The sequence below is a fragment of the Pseudomonas atagonensis genome, from assembly GCF_011369485.1.
Lineage (GTDB): Bacteria > Pseudomonadota > Gammaproteobacteria > Pseudomonadales > Pseudomonadaceae > Aquipseudomonas > Aquipseudomonas atagonensis.
Window position 1 is genome coordinate 123,252 of record NZ_VXCA01000009.1, and the last position, 18,279, is coordinate 141,530.

15 protein-coding genes are annotated in these 18,279 nt (G+C 60.4%); 7 read left to right on the forward strand and 8 right to left on the reverse strand.

Annotated features, from left to right (window positions below; translation table 11 throughout):
* Positions 1-226: 226 nt before the first annotated feature.
* From phaC to F2P67_RS06160, 7 genes are all read right to left on the reverse strand, one after another.
* On the reverse strand, positions 227-1,906 hold the full coding sequence (phaC, locus tag F2P67_RS06130; RefSeq protein ID WP_166218561.1) for a class II poly(R)-hydroxyalkanoic acid synthase: 1,680 nt from the start codon (positions 1,904-1,906) through the stop codon (positions 227-229).
* 257 nt (positions 1,907-2,163) lie between these two features.
* Entirely contained in the window at positions 2,164-2,535 is a 372-nt protein-coding gene (locus tag F2P67_RS06135) for a gamma-butyrobetaine hydroxylase family protein (RefSeq protein WP_029977569.1), read from the reverse strand.
* A gap of 76 nt (positions 2,536-2,611) precedes the next feature.
* Positions 2,612-3,949 (reverse strand): ATP-dependent protease ATPase subunit HslU, encoded by a 1,338-nt coding sequence (gene hslU, locus F2P67_RS06140; protein ID WP_095047201.1) that lies wholly within the window; start codon positions 3,947-3,949, stop codon positions 2,612-2,614.
* Positions 3,950-4,004: 55 nt separating this feature from the next.
* Complete coding sequence (gene hslV, locus F2P67_RS06145) at positions 4,005-4,535, reverse strand: ATP-dependent protease subunit HslV (protein ID WP_007968352.1); 531 nt, start codon at positions 4,533-4,535, stop codon at positions 4,005-4,007.
* 288 nt (positions 4,536-4,823) lie between these two features.
* Positions 4,824-5,531 carry an SPOR domain-containing protein gene (locus tag F2P67_RS06150; RefSeq protein ID WP_166218563.1) on the reverse strand — a complete coding sequence of 236 codons (708 nt, stop codon included), beginning with the start codon at positions 5,529-5,531 and terminating at the stop codon, positions 4,824-4,826.
* A 1-nt stretch (position 5,532) separates the two neighbouring features.
* Complete coding sequence (gene argS, locus F2P67_RS06155) at positions 5,533-7,269, reverse strand: arginine--tRNA ligase (protein ID WP_166218565.1); 1,737 nt, start codon at positions 7,267-7,269, stop codon at positions 5,533-5,535.
* Positions 7,270-7,506: 237 nt separating this feature from the next.
* Complete coding sequence (locus F2P67_RS06160; RefSeq protein WP_166218567.1) at positions 7,507-9,726, reverse strand: primosomal protein N'; 2,220 nt, start codon at positions 9,724-9,726, stop codon at positions 7,507-7,509.
* A gap of 286 nt (positions 9,727-10,012) precedes the next feature.
* Between F2P67_RS06160 and rpmE the strand changes: the two genes are divergently transcribed.
* From rpmE to F2P67_RS06175, 3 genes are all read left to right on the forward strand, one after another.
* Complete coding sequence (gene rpmE, locus F2P67_RS06165) at positions 10,013-10,231, forward strand: 50S ribosomal protein L31 (RefSeq protein WP_166218569.1); 219 nt, start codon at positions 10,013-10,015, stop codon at positions 10,229-10,231.
* Positions 10,232-10,272: 41 nt separating this feature from the next.
* Entirely contained in the window at positions 10,273-11,055 is a 783-nt protein-coding gene (locus F2P67_RS06170) for a thermonuclease family protein (RefSeq protein ID WP_166218571.1), read from the forward strand.
* A 183-nt stretch (positions 11,056-11,238) separates the two neighbouring features.
* Positions 11,239-12,507, forward strand: coding sequence for a malic enzyme-like NAD(P)-binding protein (locus F2P67_RS06175; protein WP_166218573.1), 1,269 nt, complete (start codon positions 11,239-11,241; stop codon positions 12,505-12,507).
* 320 nt (positions 12,508-12,827) lie between these two features.
* On the opposite strand, the gene F2P67_RS06180 is transcribed toward F2P67_RS06175, so the two are convergent.
* Positions 12,828-15,272: a penicillin-binding protein 1A gene (locus F2P67_RS06180; RefSeq protein WP_425511017.1), complete on the reverse strand. Its 2,445-nt coding sequence runs from the start codon at positions 15,270-15,272 to the stop codon at positions 12,828-12,830.
* 219 nt (positions 15,273-15,491) lie between these two features.
* On the opposite strand from F2P67_RS06180, the gene F2P67_RS06185 reads away from it, so the two are divergent.
* From F2P67_RS06185 to F2P67_RS06200, 4 genes are read left to right on the forward strand one after another with little or no spacing between them, the layout of a single operon-like run.
* The gene (locus F2P67_RS06185) at positions 15,492-16,556 is read left to right on the forward strand and encodes a type IV pilus assembly protein PilM (RefSeq protein WP_166218577.1); all 1,065 of its coding nucleotides are present in this window, start codon (positions 15,492-15,494) and stop codon (positions 16,554-16,556) included.
* Complete coding sequence (locus tag F2P67_RS06190; RefSeq protein WP_166218579.1) at positions 16,556-17,122, forward strand: PilN domain-containing protein; 567 nt, start codon at positions 16,556-16,558, stop codon at positions 17,120-17,122. The genes F2P67_RS06185 and F2P67_RS06190 overlap by 1 nt, the downstream gene beginning before the upstream one ends.
* Positions 17,119-17,742 (forward strand): type 4a pilus biogenesis protein PilO, encoded by a 624-nt coding sequence (gene pilO, locus F2P67_RS06195; protein WP_166218581.1) that lies wholly within the window; start codon positions 17,119-17,121, stop codon positions 17,740-17,742. Before F2P67_RS06190 ends, pilO begins: the two co-directional genes overlap by 4 nt.
* The gene (locus F2P67_RS06200) at positions 17,739-18,266 is read left to right on the forward strand and encodes a pilus assembly protein PilP (RefSeq protein WP_166218583.1); all 528 of its coding nucleotides are present in this window, start codon (positions 17,739-17,741) and stop codon (positions 18,264-18,266) included. Before pilO ends, F2P67_RS06200 begins: the two co-directional genes overlap by 4 nt.
* Positions 18,267-18,279 lie beyond the last annotated feature (13 nt).

The following is an 18,279-nucleotide window of genomic DNA, read 5'->3' on the forward strand; positions in this document are numbered from 1 at the left end:
GTGGATTTTAAGTACACCCGATTCCTTGTAGGAGTGAGCCTTGTGGCAAGGGGATTTAGCGAAACATCGCACCGTCCCGTTCGGCTGCGCAGCAGTCGCAAAATCCTCACACGCGGTTGTTCAGAGATACCGCGTCAGCTGGTTTTGGGGCCGCTTCGCTGCCCAACGGGGATAAATCCCCTCGCCACAAGTTCACCCCACAATTTTGGGGATCGAGGTGTGTCAGTTACCGCTCGTGAACGTAAGTGCCCGGCGAAGCTTCGCCGGCCGGATGCGCCTTGTTGCCCAGTTTCAGTGGGGCCTTTTTCAGATTGCCCGAGCGCTCGGCCTGCCACGCCTGCCAGTACAGCCACCAGGAATCGGTGTGCTTGGTCGAGTTCTCTTGCCAGTCATCGGCATTGGCCGCCATCTCTTCGCCGGTCATGTAACGCGATTTCGGGTTGCCCGGCGGGTTCAGAATGCTCTGGATATGGCCGCTGCTCGACAATACGAATTCAACCTTGCCACCAAACAGCTGCGCCGACTTGTAGCAAGACTTCCACGGCGTGATGTGATCGTTGGTGCCGGCCAGCGAGAAGATGTCGGCGGTCACCTGTTTGAGGTCAATCGGTGTGCCGCACACTTCCAGTGCATTCGGGCGAATCAGTGGGTTGTTTTTGAACATCTCGATCAGGTCGCCGTGGAACGCTGCCGGCAATCGTGTGGTGTCGTTGTTCCAGAACAGGATGTCGAACACCGGCGGCTCGTTGCCGAGCAGGTAGTTGTTGACCCAGTAGTTCCAGATCAGATCGTTGGGGCGCATCCACGCAAAGACCTTGGCCATGTCTTTGCCTTCGAGCACGCCGGCCTGATACGAATGACGTTTGGCGGTCTCCAGCGTCTGCTCGTCGACGAACAGGGCGACGTCGCTGTCGAGTGTGGTGTCGAGCACGCTGACCAGCAGGGTGAGGGCATTGACCTTCTTCTCGCCGATTGCGGCGTAGTGGCCGAGCAGGGCGGTGCAGGTGATGCCACCGGAGCAGGCGCCGAGCATGTTCACGTCTTTGCTGCCGGTGATCGCGGTGACCACGTCGACCGCTTCTTTCAGCGCATCGATGTAGGTCGACAGGCCCCACTCGCGCTGCGCCTTGGTCGGGTTGCGCCAGCTGACGATGAATGTCTGCACGTTATTGCGCAGGCAGAAACGCGCCAGGCTCTTGTCCGGGCTGAGGTCGAATACGTAGAACTTGTTGATCTGCGGCGGCACCACCAGCAGTGGACGCTCGTGGACTTGCTCGGTGATCGGCTTGTACTGGATGAGTTCCAGCACGTCGTTGCGGAACACCACCGCGCCTTCAGTAACGCCAAGGCTCTTGCCGACCTCGAATGCGCCCATGTTGACCTGGCTCGGCATGCCGCCGTTGTGCACCAGATCCTTGGCCAGATGCGAGAGGCCGTCGAGCAGGCTTTTGCCGCCGGTTTCGAAGAAGCGTTTGACCGCCGCCGGGTTGGCGGCGGTGTTGGTCGGGGCCATGGCTTCGGTCATCAGGTTGATCACGAAGTGGCCGCGTGCGATGTCTTTGGGTGACAGGCTGCTGTCGTCGATCCAGTCGTGGAGTTCCTTGCGCCACGCCAGATAAGTTTGCAGATAACGTTTGTACAGCGGGTTCTGACTCCACGCCGGATCGGCAAAGCGACGGTCATCGCCGGCCGGTTGCAATTCGGATTTGCCGAACAACACGTTCTTCAGTTCGAGGCCGAAATGGGTGACGTGTTTGACACTATGGATCGGTTGTTTAATGGCCTGTTTCAGCACCATACGAGCAGAGGCCAGCAGATCCTTTCCGCGAAGCCCAACGACAGGATTAAGCCCCAGGGTGTTCTCCGAAGCTTGGTACTTCAACTCATCGTTATTCTTGTTACTCATCTACGACGCTCCATTGTCCTGAGACGAGTACCCGGTTTCTGCTGTGCAGTTCCACAGCCAATGCCAGGTACTACTGCTCGGGTGACCGTTGATTCTGCATAGCTGCTTTACAGTCGTAGTGCACTGCAGGGAACTTGCCAGCTCCATTGGTTACCCGAGTTTAATTTTTTTCGCAAGCAGGCCGATCCTCGGCTACACAGCGGAGCATTCAAACAGATGAATTTAGAAAATGCCCTCTAAAGAGCAAGAGTCTCGGACTAGAGCATCAGCTTGACGATCGACTCGTCCGGATCGCGGGTTTTGCCGGCGGCTTTGAGCTCGGCCAGATAATCGGCCCAGAGTGCGTCATAACGTCGCCCCAGCTCGTAGAGATAGTCCCAGGTGAACAAGCCACTGTCGTGACCGTCGTCGAAGGTCAATTTCAGTGCGTAGTGACCGGCCGGTTCCAGCTTGCTCAGACCAACGTTGAGCTTGCCGAATTGCAGGATCGGTTTGCCGTGGCCCTGGACTTCGGCGGAGGGGGAATGCACGCGCAGGAATTCGGCGGGCAGGGTGTATTCCTCGCCGGACGCGTAGGTGAGCGTCAGGGTTTTCGAGGCTTTGTGCAGTTTGATGTCGGTAGGAATCATAGAAACAGCCTTCAGCTGCAAGCAACAAGCTGCAAGCTTAACTCAGCCCGTAGCTTGTCGCTTGCAGCTTGCCGCTCTACAGAATGTAGCGGGACAGGTCTTCGTTCTGCGCCAATTCACCGAGGTGGCTGTTGACGTACTCGGCGTCGATCAGAATCGGCTTCTCGTCGTGCGTGCTGGCCAGATCACCGGCACTGAACGACACCTCTTCGAGCAGACGCTCAAGCAGGGTATGCAGACGACGGGCACCGATGTTCTCGGTTTTCTCGTTGACCTGCCAGGCGATCTCCGCCAGACGCTTGATGCCTTCAGGCTGGAACTGGATATTCAGGCCTTCGGTTTTCAGCAGTGCGCAGTATTGCTCGGTCAGCGAAGCGTGCGGTTCGCTGAGGATGCGCTCGAAGTCTTCCGGGCTCAGGGCCTTGAGTTCGACGCGGATCGGCAGACGACCTTGCAGCTCCGGCACCAGATCGCTTGGCTTGCTCAGGTGGAACGCACCGGAAGCGATGAACAGGATGTGGTCGGTCTTGACCATGCCCAGCTTGGTGTTGACGGTGCAGCCTTCGATCAGCGGCAGCAGGTCGCGTTGTACGCCTTCACGGGACACGTCAGCGCCGCCGACGTTACCGCGTTTGGCGACTTTATCGATCTCGTCGATGAACACGATGCCGTGCTGCTCGACTGCTTCCAGCGCCTTGGCCTTCAGCTCTTCTTCGTTGACCAGACGCCCGGCCTCTTCGTCACGCACCAGCTTCAGTGCTTCTTTGACCTTGAGCTTGCGGGCCTTCTTCTTGCCTTTGCCCATGTTGGCAAACAGGCTCTGCAACTGGTTGGTCATCTCTTCCATGCCTGGCGGCGTGGCGATCTCGATGCCGGCGACTTCGGCGACTTCGATTTCGATTTCCTTGTCGTCCAGCTGACCTTCACGCAGACGCTTGCGGAACAGCTGACGAGTGTTGGAGTCGCTGCTCGGGGTCTCTTCGTTGCTGAAGCCCATGCGTGCCGGCGGCAGCAGCGCGTCAAGGATACGGTCCTCGGCGGCGTCTTCAGCGCGGTGGCGTACGCGGGTCATTTCCTGCTCGCGCAGCATCTTGATCGCGGCATCGGCCAGGTCACGGATGATCGATTCGACATCACGACCGACGTAACCGACTTCGGTGAATTTGGTCGCTTCGACCTTGATGAACGGTGCATTGGCCAGTTTTGCCAGACGACGGGCGATTTCGGTTTTACCGACACCGGTCGGGCCGATCATCAGGATGTTCTTCGGGGTCACTTCAACGCGCAGCTCTTCAGGCAGCTGCATGCGGCGCCAGCGGTTGCGCAGGGCAATCGCGACGGCGCGCTTGGCATCGTCCTGGCCGATGATGTGGCGGTTGAGTTCGTGGACGATTTCGCGGGGAGTCATGGACATAATAATTGACGGTCCTCAAGCAGAAACAAGCCGTGGCACAGGGGCCGCGTCAGGCTTATTCAGCGAGATCCTGCTCCTCAATGGTCTGAGTGTGGTTGGTGAATACACAGATGTCGCCAGCGATACCGAGGGCGGTTTCGACGATTTCACGGGCCGACAGGTCGGTCTTTTTCAGCAGCGCGCTGGCGGCGGCTTGCGCATAGGCGCCGCCGGAACCCATGGCGATCAGGCCGTCTTCGGGTTCGACCACGTCACCATTGCCGGTGATGATCAGGGAGGCGTCCTTGTTGGCGACCGCGAGCATGGCTTCGAGGCGGCTCAGGGAGCGGTCGGTGCGCCATTCTTTGGCGAGTTCGACGGCGGCGCGGATCAGGTGGCCTTGATGCTTTTCGAGCTGGCCTTCGAAACGTTCGAACAGGGTGAAGGCGTCGGCGGTGGCACCGGCGAAACCGGCGATGACCTGGCCGTGGTACAGGCGACGCACTTTCTTCGCGTTGCCTTTCATCACGGTGTTGCCGAGAGAAACCTGGCCGTCGCCGCCCATGACGACTTTGCCGTGGCGGCGGACTGAAACGATGGTGGTCAAGGGAAGAGTCTCCACACTGCGGGGCGAAAATGCCTTATGCCCATTCATATGGGGGTGGTGGAGAGGATTTCAACCGGGGAGGGCAATGGCAGACGAATGGTGTTGTGATGACTGTGGCGAGGGGATTCATCCCCGTTCGGCTGCGCAGCAGTCGCCAAACCACCATTTGCGGTGTGCCTGATGCAGCGCAACTGCTGATTTCAGGGCCGCTTCGCGACCCAACGGAAAAAAATCCCCTCACCACAGTGATTGTGGGCAGCCTCAGAGTGAGGTGCCCACGGGAGACAATCAGCGGCTTTGACGTTGTTGTAACAACAGGTTGCTGAAACCGGCGCCGGACAGTTGTTTCTGTGCCGTGGTCAGTTGTTCGCGGTTGCTGAACGGGCCGACCAGCACGCGGTACCAGGTTTCATCCTTCACCGTGCCGGATTCAACCGCCACGGCCTGGCCGAGCAGAATGATCTGCGCACGGACTTTGTCGGCATCGGTTTCCTTGCGGAACGAGCCGGCCTGAAGGAAGAACTTGGTCACCGGCGCCGCTTTAGCCACGGGTGGCGCTGGCGGCGGGGTATTCCCGGCCAGTGCCGCTTGAGCGCGTGCGGTGTCGATTTTTGCCGCTTCCGCCGGAGTGACCGGAGTCGTCGGCACTTGCGGCGTCGGCAGGGTTTTTTCAGGCACGGCGTCCGGCGGCACAATCACTTCCGATTCCGGCAGCAGCGTGTAGAAGTCGTACTTCGGCTTCACCGGTTGCGTCGGGCTCGGCGGGGTCTTGTTGGCCTCGGCAATCTTCGACGCTTTCTGCTGCTGCGCCTGTTCGACCTTTTCACGCTTGACCGTGTCGCTGCCCTTGCCCGGCTCCAGTTTCATCAGAAATACGATGAACGCACCGACCGTCAGGCCGATGGCCATCCACAGCCAACCCGGAATCGGTTGCTTCGCAGGAGCTTGGTAACGGCTGGCGCCACGCTTGGGTGCAGGTTTTTTCTTGGCAGCCAACTTACATACGCTCCAGAGTTTCCAGACCCAACAGCTCCAGGCCTTGCTTGAGGGTGCGGCCGGTCAGCGCGGCCAGACGCAGACGGCTCTGCATCTGGGTCGGGGTTTCGGCGGCGAGGATCGGGCAGTTCTCGTAGAAGCTGGAGAACAGACCGGCAACGTCGTACAGGTACGTGCAAAGGATGTGCGGCGTGCCTTTGTCGGACACGTTGTTCAGCACTTCGCCGAACTGCGCCAGTTTTGCCGCGAGCTCTTGCTCGTGCGCCGCTTCAAGAACGATCTGACCGTCGACTTCACTGAAGTCTTTGCCCAGTTTGCGGAACACACCGGCGACGCGAGTGTAGGCGTACAGCAGATACGGCGCGGTGTTGCCTTCGAAGTTGAGCATCAGGTCGAAGTTGAAGCTGTAGTCGCTGGTGCGATGCTTGGACAGGTCGGCGTATTTCACCGCGCCGATGCCGACGACTTTGGCGATATTGCGCAGTTCGTCTTCGGCCAGCTCCGGGTTCTTCTCTTTCACCAGGTTGTAAGCACGTTCCTGCGCTTCGGTCAGCAGGTCGATCAGCTTCACGGTGCCGCCGTCACGGGTCTTGAACGGACGGCCATCGGCGCCGTTCATGGTGCCGAAGCCCATGTGCTCCATCTCCATCGGATGGGTCACGAAACCGGCCTTGCGCGCCACCGCGAACACTTGCTGGAAGTGCAGCGCCTGACGCTGATCGACGAAGTACAGCGCGCGGTCGGCCTTGAGCTTGCCACTGCGATAACGCACGGCTGCCAGGTCGGTGGTGGCGTACAGGTAGCCGCCGTCAGCCTTGACGATGATCACCGGCAGCGGGTCGCCGTCGGCGTTCTTGAACTCGTCGAGGAACACGCACTGGGCGCCGTTGCTTTCGACCAGCATGCCGGCGGCTTTCAGGTCGTTGACCACGTTGATCAGGTCGTCGTTGTAGGCGCTTTCGCCCATCACGTCGGCCATGGTCAGTTTGACGTTAAGCAGTTCGTAGATCTTCTGGCAGTGCGACAGCGAGATGTCCTTGAATTTGGTCCACAGCGCCAGGCACTCGGCGTCGCCGGCCTGCAACTTGACCACCAGACCACGGGCGCGGTCGGCGAATTCTTCGGACTCGTCGAAACGCTGCTTGGCCGCGCGGTAGAAGTTTTCCAGATCGGACAGCTCGTCGCTGGTGATCGGGTTTTCCTGCAGATACGCCATCAGCATGCCGAACTGGGTACCCCAGTCGCCGACGTGGTTCTGGCGGATCACTTCATCGCCGAGGAATTCGAGAACGCGGGCTACGCCGTCGCCAATGATGGTCGAGCGCAAGTGGCCGACGTGCATCTCTTTGGCCAGGTTGGGGGCCGACAAATCGACCACGGTGCGTTGTGCCGGGCCGGCCTTGCGCACGCCAACGTGGGCGTCGGCCAGGGCGGCGTCGAGGCGCGAGGCCAGCGCTTGAGTATTCTGGAAGAAATTGATGAAGCCGGGACCGGCGATTTCGGCCTTGGTAACGTTTTCGTCAGCCGGCAGCGCGGCGATGATTTTTTCCGCCAGATCGCGCGGCTTCATGCCCGCAGGCTTGGCCAGCATCATGGCGATGTTGCTGGCGAAGTCGCCGTGGGTCTTGTCCCGGGCGTTCTCCACCTGGATCGCCGGCGTCAGGCCTTCAGGCAACACACCTTCGTTGACGAGTTGGGTGAGGGCTTGTTGGATCAGCTGGCGAATGGTGTCTTTCATGGTCTTCTCTTTCGACCGCAAGCGCGGCGGCGCATCGATGCGCGGGTGGAAAAACTGGGCATTATCCGTTGCGAAGACGGGCTTGCCAACCTTAGCAGGCAGGATGCGGATGTGTGGTGACAATTCGGGCCTCTTCGCGAGCAAGCCCGTTCCCACATTGGATCAGCGGCGTTCATACATTTTGTGTCTGGCACAAACCCTGTGTGAGCGGGCTTGCTCGCGAAGGCACTCTCCAGATCAATACAAATCGACCGGGTCGACATCCAGCGACCAGCGCACCGCCCGCCCGCTCGGCATTTGCTCCAGCACCAGCAGCCAACTCGCCAGCAACCGGTGCAGCGGTGCCCGTGCCGTTGCCTGCAACAGTAATTGTGCACGGTAACGCCCGGCCCTTCGCTCCATTGGTGCCGGCACTGGCCCGAGCAGTTCGATGCCGCTCAAATTCTGCTCCGCCAGCAAGCGCTCGGCTTCGCTGCACGCTTCATCGAGAAAGCCTTCAGCCTGCCCCGGCTTGTGCGCTTCGGCGCGTAGCAGCGCCAGATGTGCAAAGGGCGGCAGCCCGGCGGCGCGGCGCTCGCTCAGTGCTTGTTCGGCAAAGGCGAAATAACCCTGCTCGGTCAATTGCACTAATAAAGGATGGTCGGCGAGGTGGGTCTGGATAATGACTTTGCCCGGTTCTTCCGCCCGCCCGGCGCGCCCGGCGACCTGCACGATCAATTGCGCCATGCGTTCGCTGGCGCGGAAATCGCCGGAGAATAATCCGCCGTCGGCATCGAGAATCGACACCAGCGTCACTCGCGGGAAGTGATGCCCCTTGGCCAACATCTGCGTGCCGACGAGGATGCACGGCTGGCCTTTCTGAATCGTTGCGAACAACTGATTCATCGCGTCTTTGCGCGACGTGCTGTCGCGGTCCACCCGCAGCACCGGGTAATCCGGGAACAGAATCGCCAGTCGTTCCTCTGCCCGCTCGGTGCCGGCACCGACCGGGCGCAGATCGACCTTGTTGCACTTCGGGCACTGGCGCGGCGTGCGTTCGACGTAGCCGCAGTGGTGGCAGCGCAGTTCGCCGTAACGCTGGTGCACGGTCATCCGCGCATCGCAACGCGAGCACTCGGACATCCAGCCACAATCGTGACAGAGCAGGGTTGGCGCAAAACCACGACGGTTGAGGAACACCAGCACCTGCTGTCCGGCGGCGAGGGTCTGGCCGATGGCTTGCTGCATCGGCCCGGAAATGCCGCTGTCCAGCGGGCGACTCTTCACGTCCAGGCGCAGGAAGCGTGGCTGTTTGGCGCCGCCGGCCCGCTCGTTCAGGCGCAGGAGCCCATAACGTCCGGTGTAGGCGTTGTGCAGGCTTTCCAGCGAAGGCGTCGCGGAGCCAAGGACAATCGGGATGTTTTCCTGACGCGCACGCACCAATGCCAGATCCCGCGCGTGGTAGCGCAAACCTTCCTGCTGTTTATAAGAACCGTCGTGTTCTTCGTCGATGATGATCAGCCCTGGATTCTTCATCGGGGTGAACAGTGCCGAACGGGTGCCGATAATAATGTCGGCCTCGCCATCGCGGGCGGCGAGCCAGGCGTCGAGACGCTCGCGATCATTGACCGCCGAGTGCAGCAGGGCGATGCGCGCGTTGAAGCGTTGTTCGAAACGGGCGAGGGTCTGCGGGCCGAGGTTGATTTCCGGAATCAGCACCAGCGCCTGCTTGCCGGCCTCAAGGGTTTCACGGATCAACTGCAAATAGACTTCGGTCTTGCCGCTGCCGGTGACGCCGGCCAGCAGGAAGGCGTGATAACTTTCGAAACCGGCGCGAATGGCTTCGTATGCAGCGCGCTGCTCGCTGTTGAGCGGCAGCTCGGGTTGCGCCAGCCAGTGTTCGTGGCGTGCGCCGGGTGCATGGCGGCGGATTTCGACCTGCACCAGATCCTTGGCCAACAGCAGATCGAGGCTGTCCTTGCTCAGCATCAGTTTGCTCAATAACTGATGGGCGACGCCGTGCGGGTGCTGGGCCAGCGTGGTTAGCGCCTCACGCTGACGCGGCGCGCGGGCGATGCGTGGATCATCCAGGCTGGCGCCGGGCGCCACTGACCAGAATCGCTCCTGACGGGCCTCGGCCAGTTCGCCCTGGCGCAACAGCACCGGCAGCGCCCAGCTCAAGGTATCGCCGAGGCTGTGCTGGTAATACTGGGAAGTCCACAGGCACAGCTTGAACAGGGCTGGCGGCAGCGGCGGCGTGGCGTCGAGCAGGGCCAGCGCCGGTTTGAGCTTCTCCACCGGCACCTCGCTGGTGTCCGTGACTTCGACCAGGATCCCGATCATCTCGCGCCGGCCAAACGGTACGCGCAGGCGCATGCCCGGTTGCAATTGTTCGCGCAGCACGCCGGCCGGAGCCCGATAGTCGAACAGGCGGCGCAAGGGCGAAGGCAGGGCGAGGCGCAGAATGGCGTCGGGCACGCGGGGGGATCTCTATCAACACAAAAGAAGGACTGTGCGCAGATCTAATGTGGGAGCGGGCTTGCTCGCGAAGGCGGCGTATCGGTCAACAATAACAGTGCCTGACACACTGCATTCGCGAGCGCCCGCTCCCACAGGGGAATGCGTTCAAGGCGGGGAGCCTAGCAGACGGTCGGTCTAAGGGACAGCTTGCGCGATTGACATTGTCTGGTAGAATCCGCGGCCTAATTACGTGCGGTATTCAACAATAGTGTTGGGTGGCGGCACGCTAGCTGAGGAAGACACCATGAAAGCTGAAATCCACCCGAACTACCCAGAAATCGCTGTTACCTGCAGCTGCGGTAACAAGTTTGAAACTCGTTCGACCTTCGGCAAAGCCCTGGCGATCGACGTTTGCAACGAATGCCACCCGTTCTACACCGGTAAGCAGAAGACTCTGGACACCGGTGGCCGCGTTCAGCGCTTCGCCGACCGTTTCGGTGCTTTCGGCGCGAAAAAGGCCTAAGGCCTTTCATTCTGGAAAAGCTCAACGTTTTTTCCGGTCTGATGAAAAAGGCGTCCCTTGCGGGCGCCTTTTTTGTGTCCGCGATTTGGCTGTCCGGCGCTCAAGCCCTGTGCCCGACGCCTGCGGGACTGTCTACGGTGACGGTGCAGCGCGTGGTTGATGGCGATACCGTGCGCCTGACCGACGGTCGCAGTGTGCGCATGATCGGCCTCAATACGCCTGAACTCGGCAAGCAGGGCCGCACTGACGAACCGTTCGCCGTCGCGGCACGCAAACGTCTGCAAACGCTGGTGGATGACAGCGGCGGGCGAGTCGGTTTGCTCCCCGGCAAGCAGGCGAAAGACCATTATGGACGTACGCTGGCCCATCTCTACAGCGTCAGCGGCGTCAATCTTGAAGCGCAAATGCTCGCCGATGGCCTCGGTTTTCAGGTTGCCGTCGCGCCGAATGTCGATCTTGTGGCCTGCCAGCAGACGGCTGAAAACAGCGCGCGAGCCGCCAGTCTGGGCGTCTGGCGTCAGTCGCCGGTACTGAAAGTGCAACAGATTCAGCGCTCGGGTTTCGCTGTGGTCAGTGGGCGTGTGACCAGCGTGCAGCGCAATCGCGGCGGAATCTGGATCGAGTTGGAGGGGGCGCTTGTATTGCGGGTTGCACCCAATCTGGTCGGACAATTCGACAATGCCCGGCTGCCATCGCTGAAGGGCAAGCAGGTCGAGGCGCGTGGCTGGGTGGTGGATCGCTCACGACGCGGAGGTCTGCAATCAGGCCAGTCGCGCTGGCTGCTTCCGCTGACCGATCCGGCGATGTTGAAAACTTCGAGCTGAAATAAAATTGTAGACATTTTTTCTGTCGATTGTGAACAGTCAAGCCCTTGTGCGCCGTGGCTCTTGGCCCAAAGTCGTAGGACAGGGCGCTTGACAGGGGTGACTGCTCAGTCTTGTGGGGACTTTGCGAGGCGCGTATCCTCGCTGACCAGTCTGTCCAACAGTAAAAAGCGGAATGCCAAAATGTCTGATCTGAAAACTGCCGCTCTCGAATATCATGCCAATCCTCGTCCAGGGAAGCTGAGTGTCGAGCTCACCAAGGCCACTGCTACCGCTCGCGACTTGTCGCTGGCCTACAGCCCCGGCGTAGCTGAACCAGTGCGTGAGATCGCTCGCGATCCTGAACTGGCCTACAAGTACACCGGCAAGGGCAACCTGGTTGCAGTCATTTCCGATGGCACCGCGATTCTGGGTCTGGGTAACCTCGGCCCACTGGCTTCCAAGCCGGTAATGGAAGGTAAGGGCGTGCTGTTCAAACGCTTTGCCGGCATCGACGTTTTCGACATCGAAGTCGACTCCGAAAGCCCGCAAGCCTTCATCGACACCGTCAAGCGCATCTCCATCACCTTCGGTGGCATCAACCTGGAAGACATCAAGGCGCCAGAGTGCTTTGAGATCGAACGTGCTCTGATCGAGCAGTGCGACATTCCGGTGTTCCACGATGACCAGCACGGCACTGCAATCGTGACCGCAGCGGGCATGATCAATGCTCTGGAAATCGCAGGCAAAACCCTGCCAGAAGCCAAGATCGTTTGCCTGGGCGCCGGCGCTGCGGCCATCTCCTGCATGAAGTTGCTGGTGAGCATGGGTGCACGCATCGAAAACATTTTCATGGTTGACCGTACCGGCGTGATCCACTCCGGCCGTGACGACCTGAACCAGTACAAAGCGGTATTCGCTCACGCCACCGACAAGCGCAGCCTGGCTGACGCTCTGCAAGGCGCTGACGTGTTCGTCGGTCTGTCCGGCCCGAACCTGCTGAGCCCTGAAGGCCTGCTGTCGATGGCGGCCAACCCGATCGTCTTCGCCTGCTCGAACCCGGATCCGGAAATCTCCCCGGAACTGGCTCACGCCACTCGCAGCGACGTGATCATGGCCACCGGCCGTTCGGACTACCCGAACCAGGTCAACAACGTACTGGGTTTCCCGTTCATCTTCCGTGGTGCCCTGGACGTTCGCGCCAAGCGCATCAACGAAGAGATGAAAGTGGCCGCTGCCAACGCCCTGCGTGACCTGGCCAAGCTGCCGGTTCCACAGGACGTGTGCGATGCCTACGGCGGCGCTGCGCTGGAATTCGGCCGTGAGTACATCATTCCGAAGCCAATGGACAAGCGTCTGATCACCCTGATCTCCGACGCTGTGGCCAAAGCAGCCATCGAGACCGGTGTGGCCACCCTGCCGTACCCGAAGAACTACCCGCTGAAAAGCGTGGATGACGTGTTCAACGGCTAAGCCGTTGTAGCGCTTCAAGAGAAAGCCCCGGCTCGTGAGAGTCGGGGCTTTTTTGTGCCTGAAGGTCAGGAACCCCTCACCCTAACCCTCTCCCGGAGGGAGAGGGGACTGATTGGGGGATGCTGGGGAGTTGCGCCGACCTGAACGTGCTGCACTGAGTCCATAATCGACACCATACTTTCAGGTCGGCGTATGAGCCAAGACAACTCGGTCAGTCCCCTCTCCCTCCGGGAGAGGGTTAGGGTGAGGGGACTCTTTATCTTCAGCCATAAAAAAGCCCCGCACTTCTCACGAAGGCGGGGCTTTTGATTGGCGCTGGGTCAGAACAAGTCGATCGGCGCCTGCTCATCCGCCGGTAGCGGGCTGCCCGGTGCGGTGCCGTTACCCAGTTCATTCACCGACGGTGGCGTGTCTTCAGACTTGAACAGTTCGAAGTAGGCGCCAGGCGTACTCGGCGTCGCGGCACGGCCGCTGACCGGGTCAACCCGCAAGCTGAGCAACCCTTCTGGTTCAGGCTGGACGTGAGGCGGCTTGTCCTTGAGCGCTGCCGACATGTAATTCATCCAGATCGGCAGTGCCACGGTGCCACCGAACTCGCGGCGACCGAGGCTTTCGGGCTGATCGAAACCGGTCCAGACCGTGGTCACGTAATCGGCGTTGTAACCGGAGAACCACGCATCCTTGGATTCGTTGGTAGTACCGGTCTTGCCGGCGATGTCGCTGCGGCCCATGGCCAGTGCACGACGGCCGGTGCCGAGTTTGATCACGTCCTGCAACATGCTGTTGAGGATGTACGTCGTGCGGCCATCGACAATCCGCTCGGCCACGGCCGGCGCTTGCGGTGTCGCAGCGTTGCCTGGTGCTTCGCCCGCAACCGGCGCGGCATTGACGGTGAACGATTGTGCGGTCGGTGCAGCGATGCCGTCAGTGGCCGAGCCACCTTGCGGCACGGTCGGCGGGTTGGCCACGAACAGCGTGTCACCGTTGCGACTTTCGATCTTGTCGATGATGTACGGAGTGATCTTGTAGCCGCCGTTGGCAAACGTGCTCCAGCCGGTAGCGATTTCCATTGGCGTCAGGGTCGCGGTGCCCAGCGCCAGCGACAGGTTTGGCGGCAGGTCCTGCTTGTTGAAGCCGAAGCGAGTGATGTAGTCGATGGTCTTGCCAACCCCCATCGCCTGCAACAAGCGGATCGAAACGAGGTTGCGCGACTTGTACAGCGCTTCGCGCAGACGGATCGGGCCAAGGAAGGTGTTGGTGTCGTTCTTCGGGCGCCAGACCTTGTCCAGATACTCGTCGACAAACACGATCGGGGCGTCGTTGACCAGGGTGGCGGCGGTGTAGCCGTTATCCAGTGCGGCGCTGTAGACGAACGGCTTGAAGCTCGAACCCGGTTGACGCTTGGCCTGCATGGCGCGGTTGTAATTGCTCTGCTCGAATGCAAAACCACCGACCAGCGAGCGGATCGCACCGTTCTGCGGATCCAGCGAGACCAGCGCGCCTTGCGCCTGCGGAATCTGGCTGAACTTCAGCGAGTTGTCCTTCTGGCGCTGCACGCGAACCAGATCGCCGACCTGAGCCACATCCGACGGCTGGCGCGGGTTAGCGCCCATGCTGTTGGTGTTGAGGAACGGTCGCGCCCATTTCATGGTGTCCCAGGCCACATGCTCTTCGCCGGTGCGGGTCAACACTTGCAGGCCATTCTTCTCGACCTGGATCACGATGGCCGGTTCGAGGCTGCTGATGGTGCGTTGTTTGGTCAGTTCATTGGCCCATGCTTCGCGGGTCTTGCCCGGCAGGCGCGACTCGGGGCCACGGTAGCCGTGACGCTGGTCGTAGGTCATCAAACCTTCGTGCAGCGCGGTGTTGGCCATTTCCTGCAGGTTGCTCGGCACCGTGGTGGTGACGCGGAAACCTTCGGTGTAAGCGTCGCTGCCATAACGGCCGACCATCTCGGCCCGGGCCATTTCGGCGATGTACGGCGCGTTCACTTCCGGGGTCGGTACGTGATAGCTGGCGTTCAGCGGTTCATTGATCGCGGCGGTGTAGTCCGCTTCGCTGATCTTGCCGAGCTTGTACATGCGCCCGAGGATCCAGTCGCGACGCTCTTTACTGCGCGCCGGGTTGGCCAATGGGTTAAAGCGTGAAGGGGCTTTCGGCAGACCGGCGATCATCGCCATCTGCGCCAGACTGACATCACGAATCGACTTGCCGTAATACACCTGCGCCGCCGCCTCGATGCCGTAGGCACGGTTGCCCAGATAAATCTTGTTCACGTACAGCTCAAGGATCTCGTCCTTGGTCAGCTGCCGCTCAATCTGCAGGGCGAGAAGAATTTCCGTGGTTTTGCGCGAGAAGCTGCGTTCGCTGGTCAGGAAGAAGTTCTTCGCCACCTGCATGGTAATGGTGCTGCCGCCGGACTGAATGTGACCGCTTTTGACCAGTTGGGTCGCGGCGCGCATCAGGCTGCTCGGATCAACGCCGTAGTGGTTGGCGAAATTGTCGTCTTCAGCACTTAGTAACGCATTAATGAAATTGGGGGGAATGTCGGCGAAACGGATCGGAGTCCGGCGCATTTCGCCAAATTCCGCGATCAACTTGTTGTCGCTGCTGTAGACCCGCAGCGGAATCTGCAACTGAATGCTTCTCAGGGCCTCCACAGACGGCAAACCCGGACTAAGGTAAAGAAACGCGCCGCTGAGACCTAAAAGCAGTCCGCAGAAAACGGCGACGATGGACCAACCGAAAAATTTCAGCAGACGAATCAAGGCTTTTGGACATCCAGGGCAAAGAATGAATTTGGCGACAGGGTTCCGGCTACACACAGAACGGCCCGCGCTGGCAGTAAAAAGCGGAAAAAAACGCTGGGCATTATAAGCACTTTTCCGCCGGGGGCGTCATTTGCCCTTCTGTCAAGACGGAGCCAGGGAACGCAATGCGTATTACAGAGTCCGTAACTCACGGAAAGTCATAGGGAATTGGTAGTGCTAGGACTCTTCAATAAAAAATCCAATACGTTGCTGGGAATCGACATCAGCTCCACCTCGGTGAAGCTGCTGGAACTGAGCCGTCAGGGTGACCGCTACCGGGTCGAGGCGTACGCGGTGGAGCCGTTGCCGGCGAACGCCGTGGTCGAGAAAAACATCGCCGAACTCGAAGGCGTGGGTCAGGCGCTGTCACGGGTGCTGATCAAGGCTCGCACAGGGCTGAAGAGCGTGGCTGTGGCGGTGGCCGGTTCTGCGGTGATCACCAAGATCATCGAGATGGACGCCGGACTTTCCGACGAAGAACTGGAAAACCAGCTCAAGCTCGAAGCCGACCAATACATTCCCTATCCGCTGGATGAAGTCGCCATCGACTTCGAAGTCCAGGGCGCCTCGCCGCGCAATCCCGAGCGGGTCAACGTGTTGTTGGCCGCGTGTCGCAAGGAAAACGTCGAAGTGCGCGAAGCAGCGTTGGCCCTCGCCGGTCTGACAGCGCGAGTGGTCGATGTCGAAGCCTATGCGCTGGAGCGCTCGTTCGGTCTGCTGGCCACGCAACTGGCCGCGTCTCAGGAGCGCCTGACTGTCGCGGTGGTGGACATCGGCGCGACCATGACCACCCTCAGCGTGCTGCACAATGGCCGCATCATCTATACCCGCGAGCAACTGTTCGGTGGCCGGCAACTGACCGAGGAGATTCAGCGTCGTTATGGCCTGACGGTGGAGCAGGCCGGGCTGGCGAAAAAGCAGGGCGGTTTGCCTGACGATTACATCAGCGAGGTCTTGCAGCCGTTTCGCGAGGCACTGGTGCAGCAAGTCTCGCGTTCACTGCAATTTTTCTTCGCGTCCGGCCAATACAACGCCGTCGATCACATTCTGCTGGCCGGCGGCACGGCATCGGTGCCGGGGCTGGATCGCTTGATCGAGCAGCGCTTGAACACGCCGACCCAGGTCGCCAACCCGTTCTCCAGCATGGCCTTGAGCAGCAAGGTCAACGCCGGAGCGCTGGCCAGCGATGCACCGGCCCTGATGATTGCCTGCGGGCTCGCGCTCAGGAGTTTCGACTGATGGCGCGGATCAACCTTTTACCCTGGCGCGAGGAGCGCCGCGAAGAACGACGCAAACGCTTTCTGTTGGCGTTGACCGGTGTTGTGGTCGGCTCGATCGGTGCGGTGTTCATTGCCGATCAGATCATCAGCGCCGCCATCGAACGGCAGGTCGCGCGCAACGACTACATCGGCAAACAGATCGCCGTGGTCGACGAGCGGATCAAGCAGATCAGCGAGCTCAAGGCCCGACGCCAGCAACTGGTCGAGCGCATGCGCATCATCCAGGACTTGCAAGGCAACCGGCAGATCAGCGGCAGGATCTTCGACCAACTGGCGCGCACGTTACCGGCCGGGGTGTATTTCACCGACGTGAAAATGGTCGGCAAAACCCTGTCGATCAGTGGCGCGGCGGAGTCGAACAACCGCGTTTCCGAGCTGATGCGCAATCTCGATGCCTCTGACTGGTTCGACGCCCCGAGCCTGAACGAAGTGAAAGCCACCAGTGCTGACCAACTGGAACAGGCCAACGTTTTCCAGCTGACCGTTCGTCAGACCCAGCCCAAGATCATGGAGGACGCCCAATGAAACCGTCCGAATGGCTGGAGAGTCTGCGCAATATCGACTTCAACGATCTGGACACCAGCAACATCGGTTCCTGGCCGGCAGCCGTCAAAGCCATTGCCGGTGCGCTGTTGATGGTTTTGGTGCTGGCGCTTGGCTACAACTTCTACATCAGCGACATGGAAAACCAGCTCGAAGCCAAGCGTGAAGAGGAAGCCACGCTTAAAGAACAGTTCGCCAGCAAAGCGCACTTGTCGGCCAATCTGGAGCTGTACACCCAGCAAATGAAGGAGATGGAAAACTCCTTCGGCGTGTTGCTGCGGCAATTGCCCAGCGACACCGAAGTGCCCGGCTTGCTCGAAGACATCACCCGCACCGGTCTCGGCAGTGGTCTGGAGTTCGAAGAGATCAAACTGCTGCCGGAAGTCACCCAGCCGTTCTACATCGAGCTGCCGATCCAGATTACCGTGACCGGTGCCTATCACGACCTCGCGACCTTCGTCAGCGGTGTGGCCGGGTTGCCGCGCATCGTCACCTTGCACGACTTTGAACTGGCGCCCGCCAATAAGGAGGGCGGGCCGAAGTTGCGCATGAGCATCCTCGCCAAGACTTACCGTTACAACGACAAGGGGCTGGATAAATGACCCCGGTTCGTTATTGCGCGCTGTCGATGATCCTGCTGACGCTGAGCGGTTGTGGTGGCAGCGACGATTTCAGCGACCTCGATGCCTATCTGAATGAAGTGCGTCTGCGCCCGGCGGGCAGGATCGAGCCGACGCCCACCTTTCACTCCTATCCGACCTTCACCTACAGCGCCGCCAACCTGCGCAGCCCGTTCTCGCGTCAGGTGCGAGTTGACCTGGCCGGGCAGCGGCATGGCTCGCGCAACGTCAAACCCGACCCCAGCCGGGTCAAGCAATACCTCGAAGGTTTCAATATCGAGCAGTTCGAAATGGTCGGGACGATCGCCAATGCTTCTGGCTCCTTCGCACTGCTGCGCGGCGCCGGCGGGGTGCATCGGTTGAAGGTTGGCGATTATCTGGGGCGCAACGACGGACGGATCGTCGCCATCAGCGCGACCCAGGTCGATGTGGTCGAAATCGTGCCCGACGGCGAAGGCGCCTGGCTGGAACGTCCGCGCACCATTCCTTTGAAAGAGCACTCATAGTGGAAGTCGAACA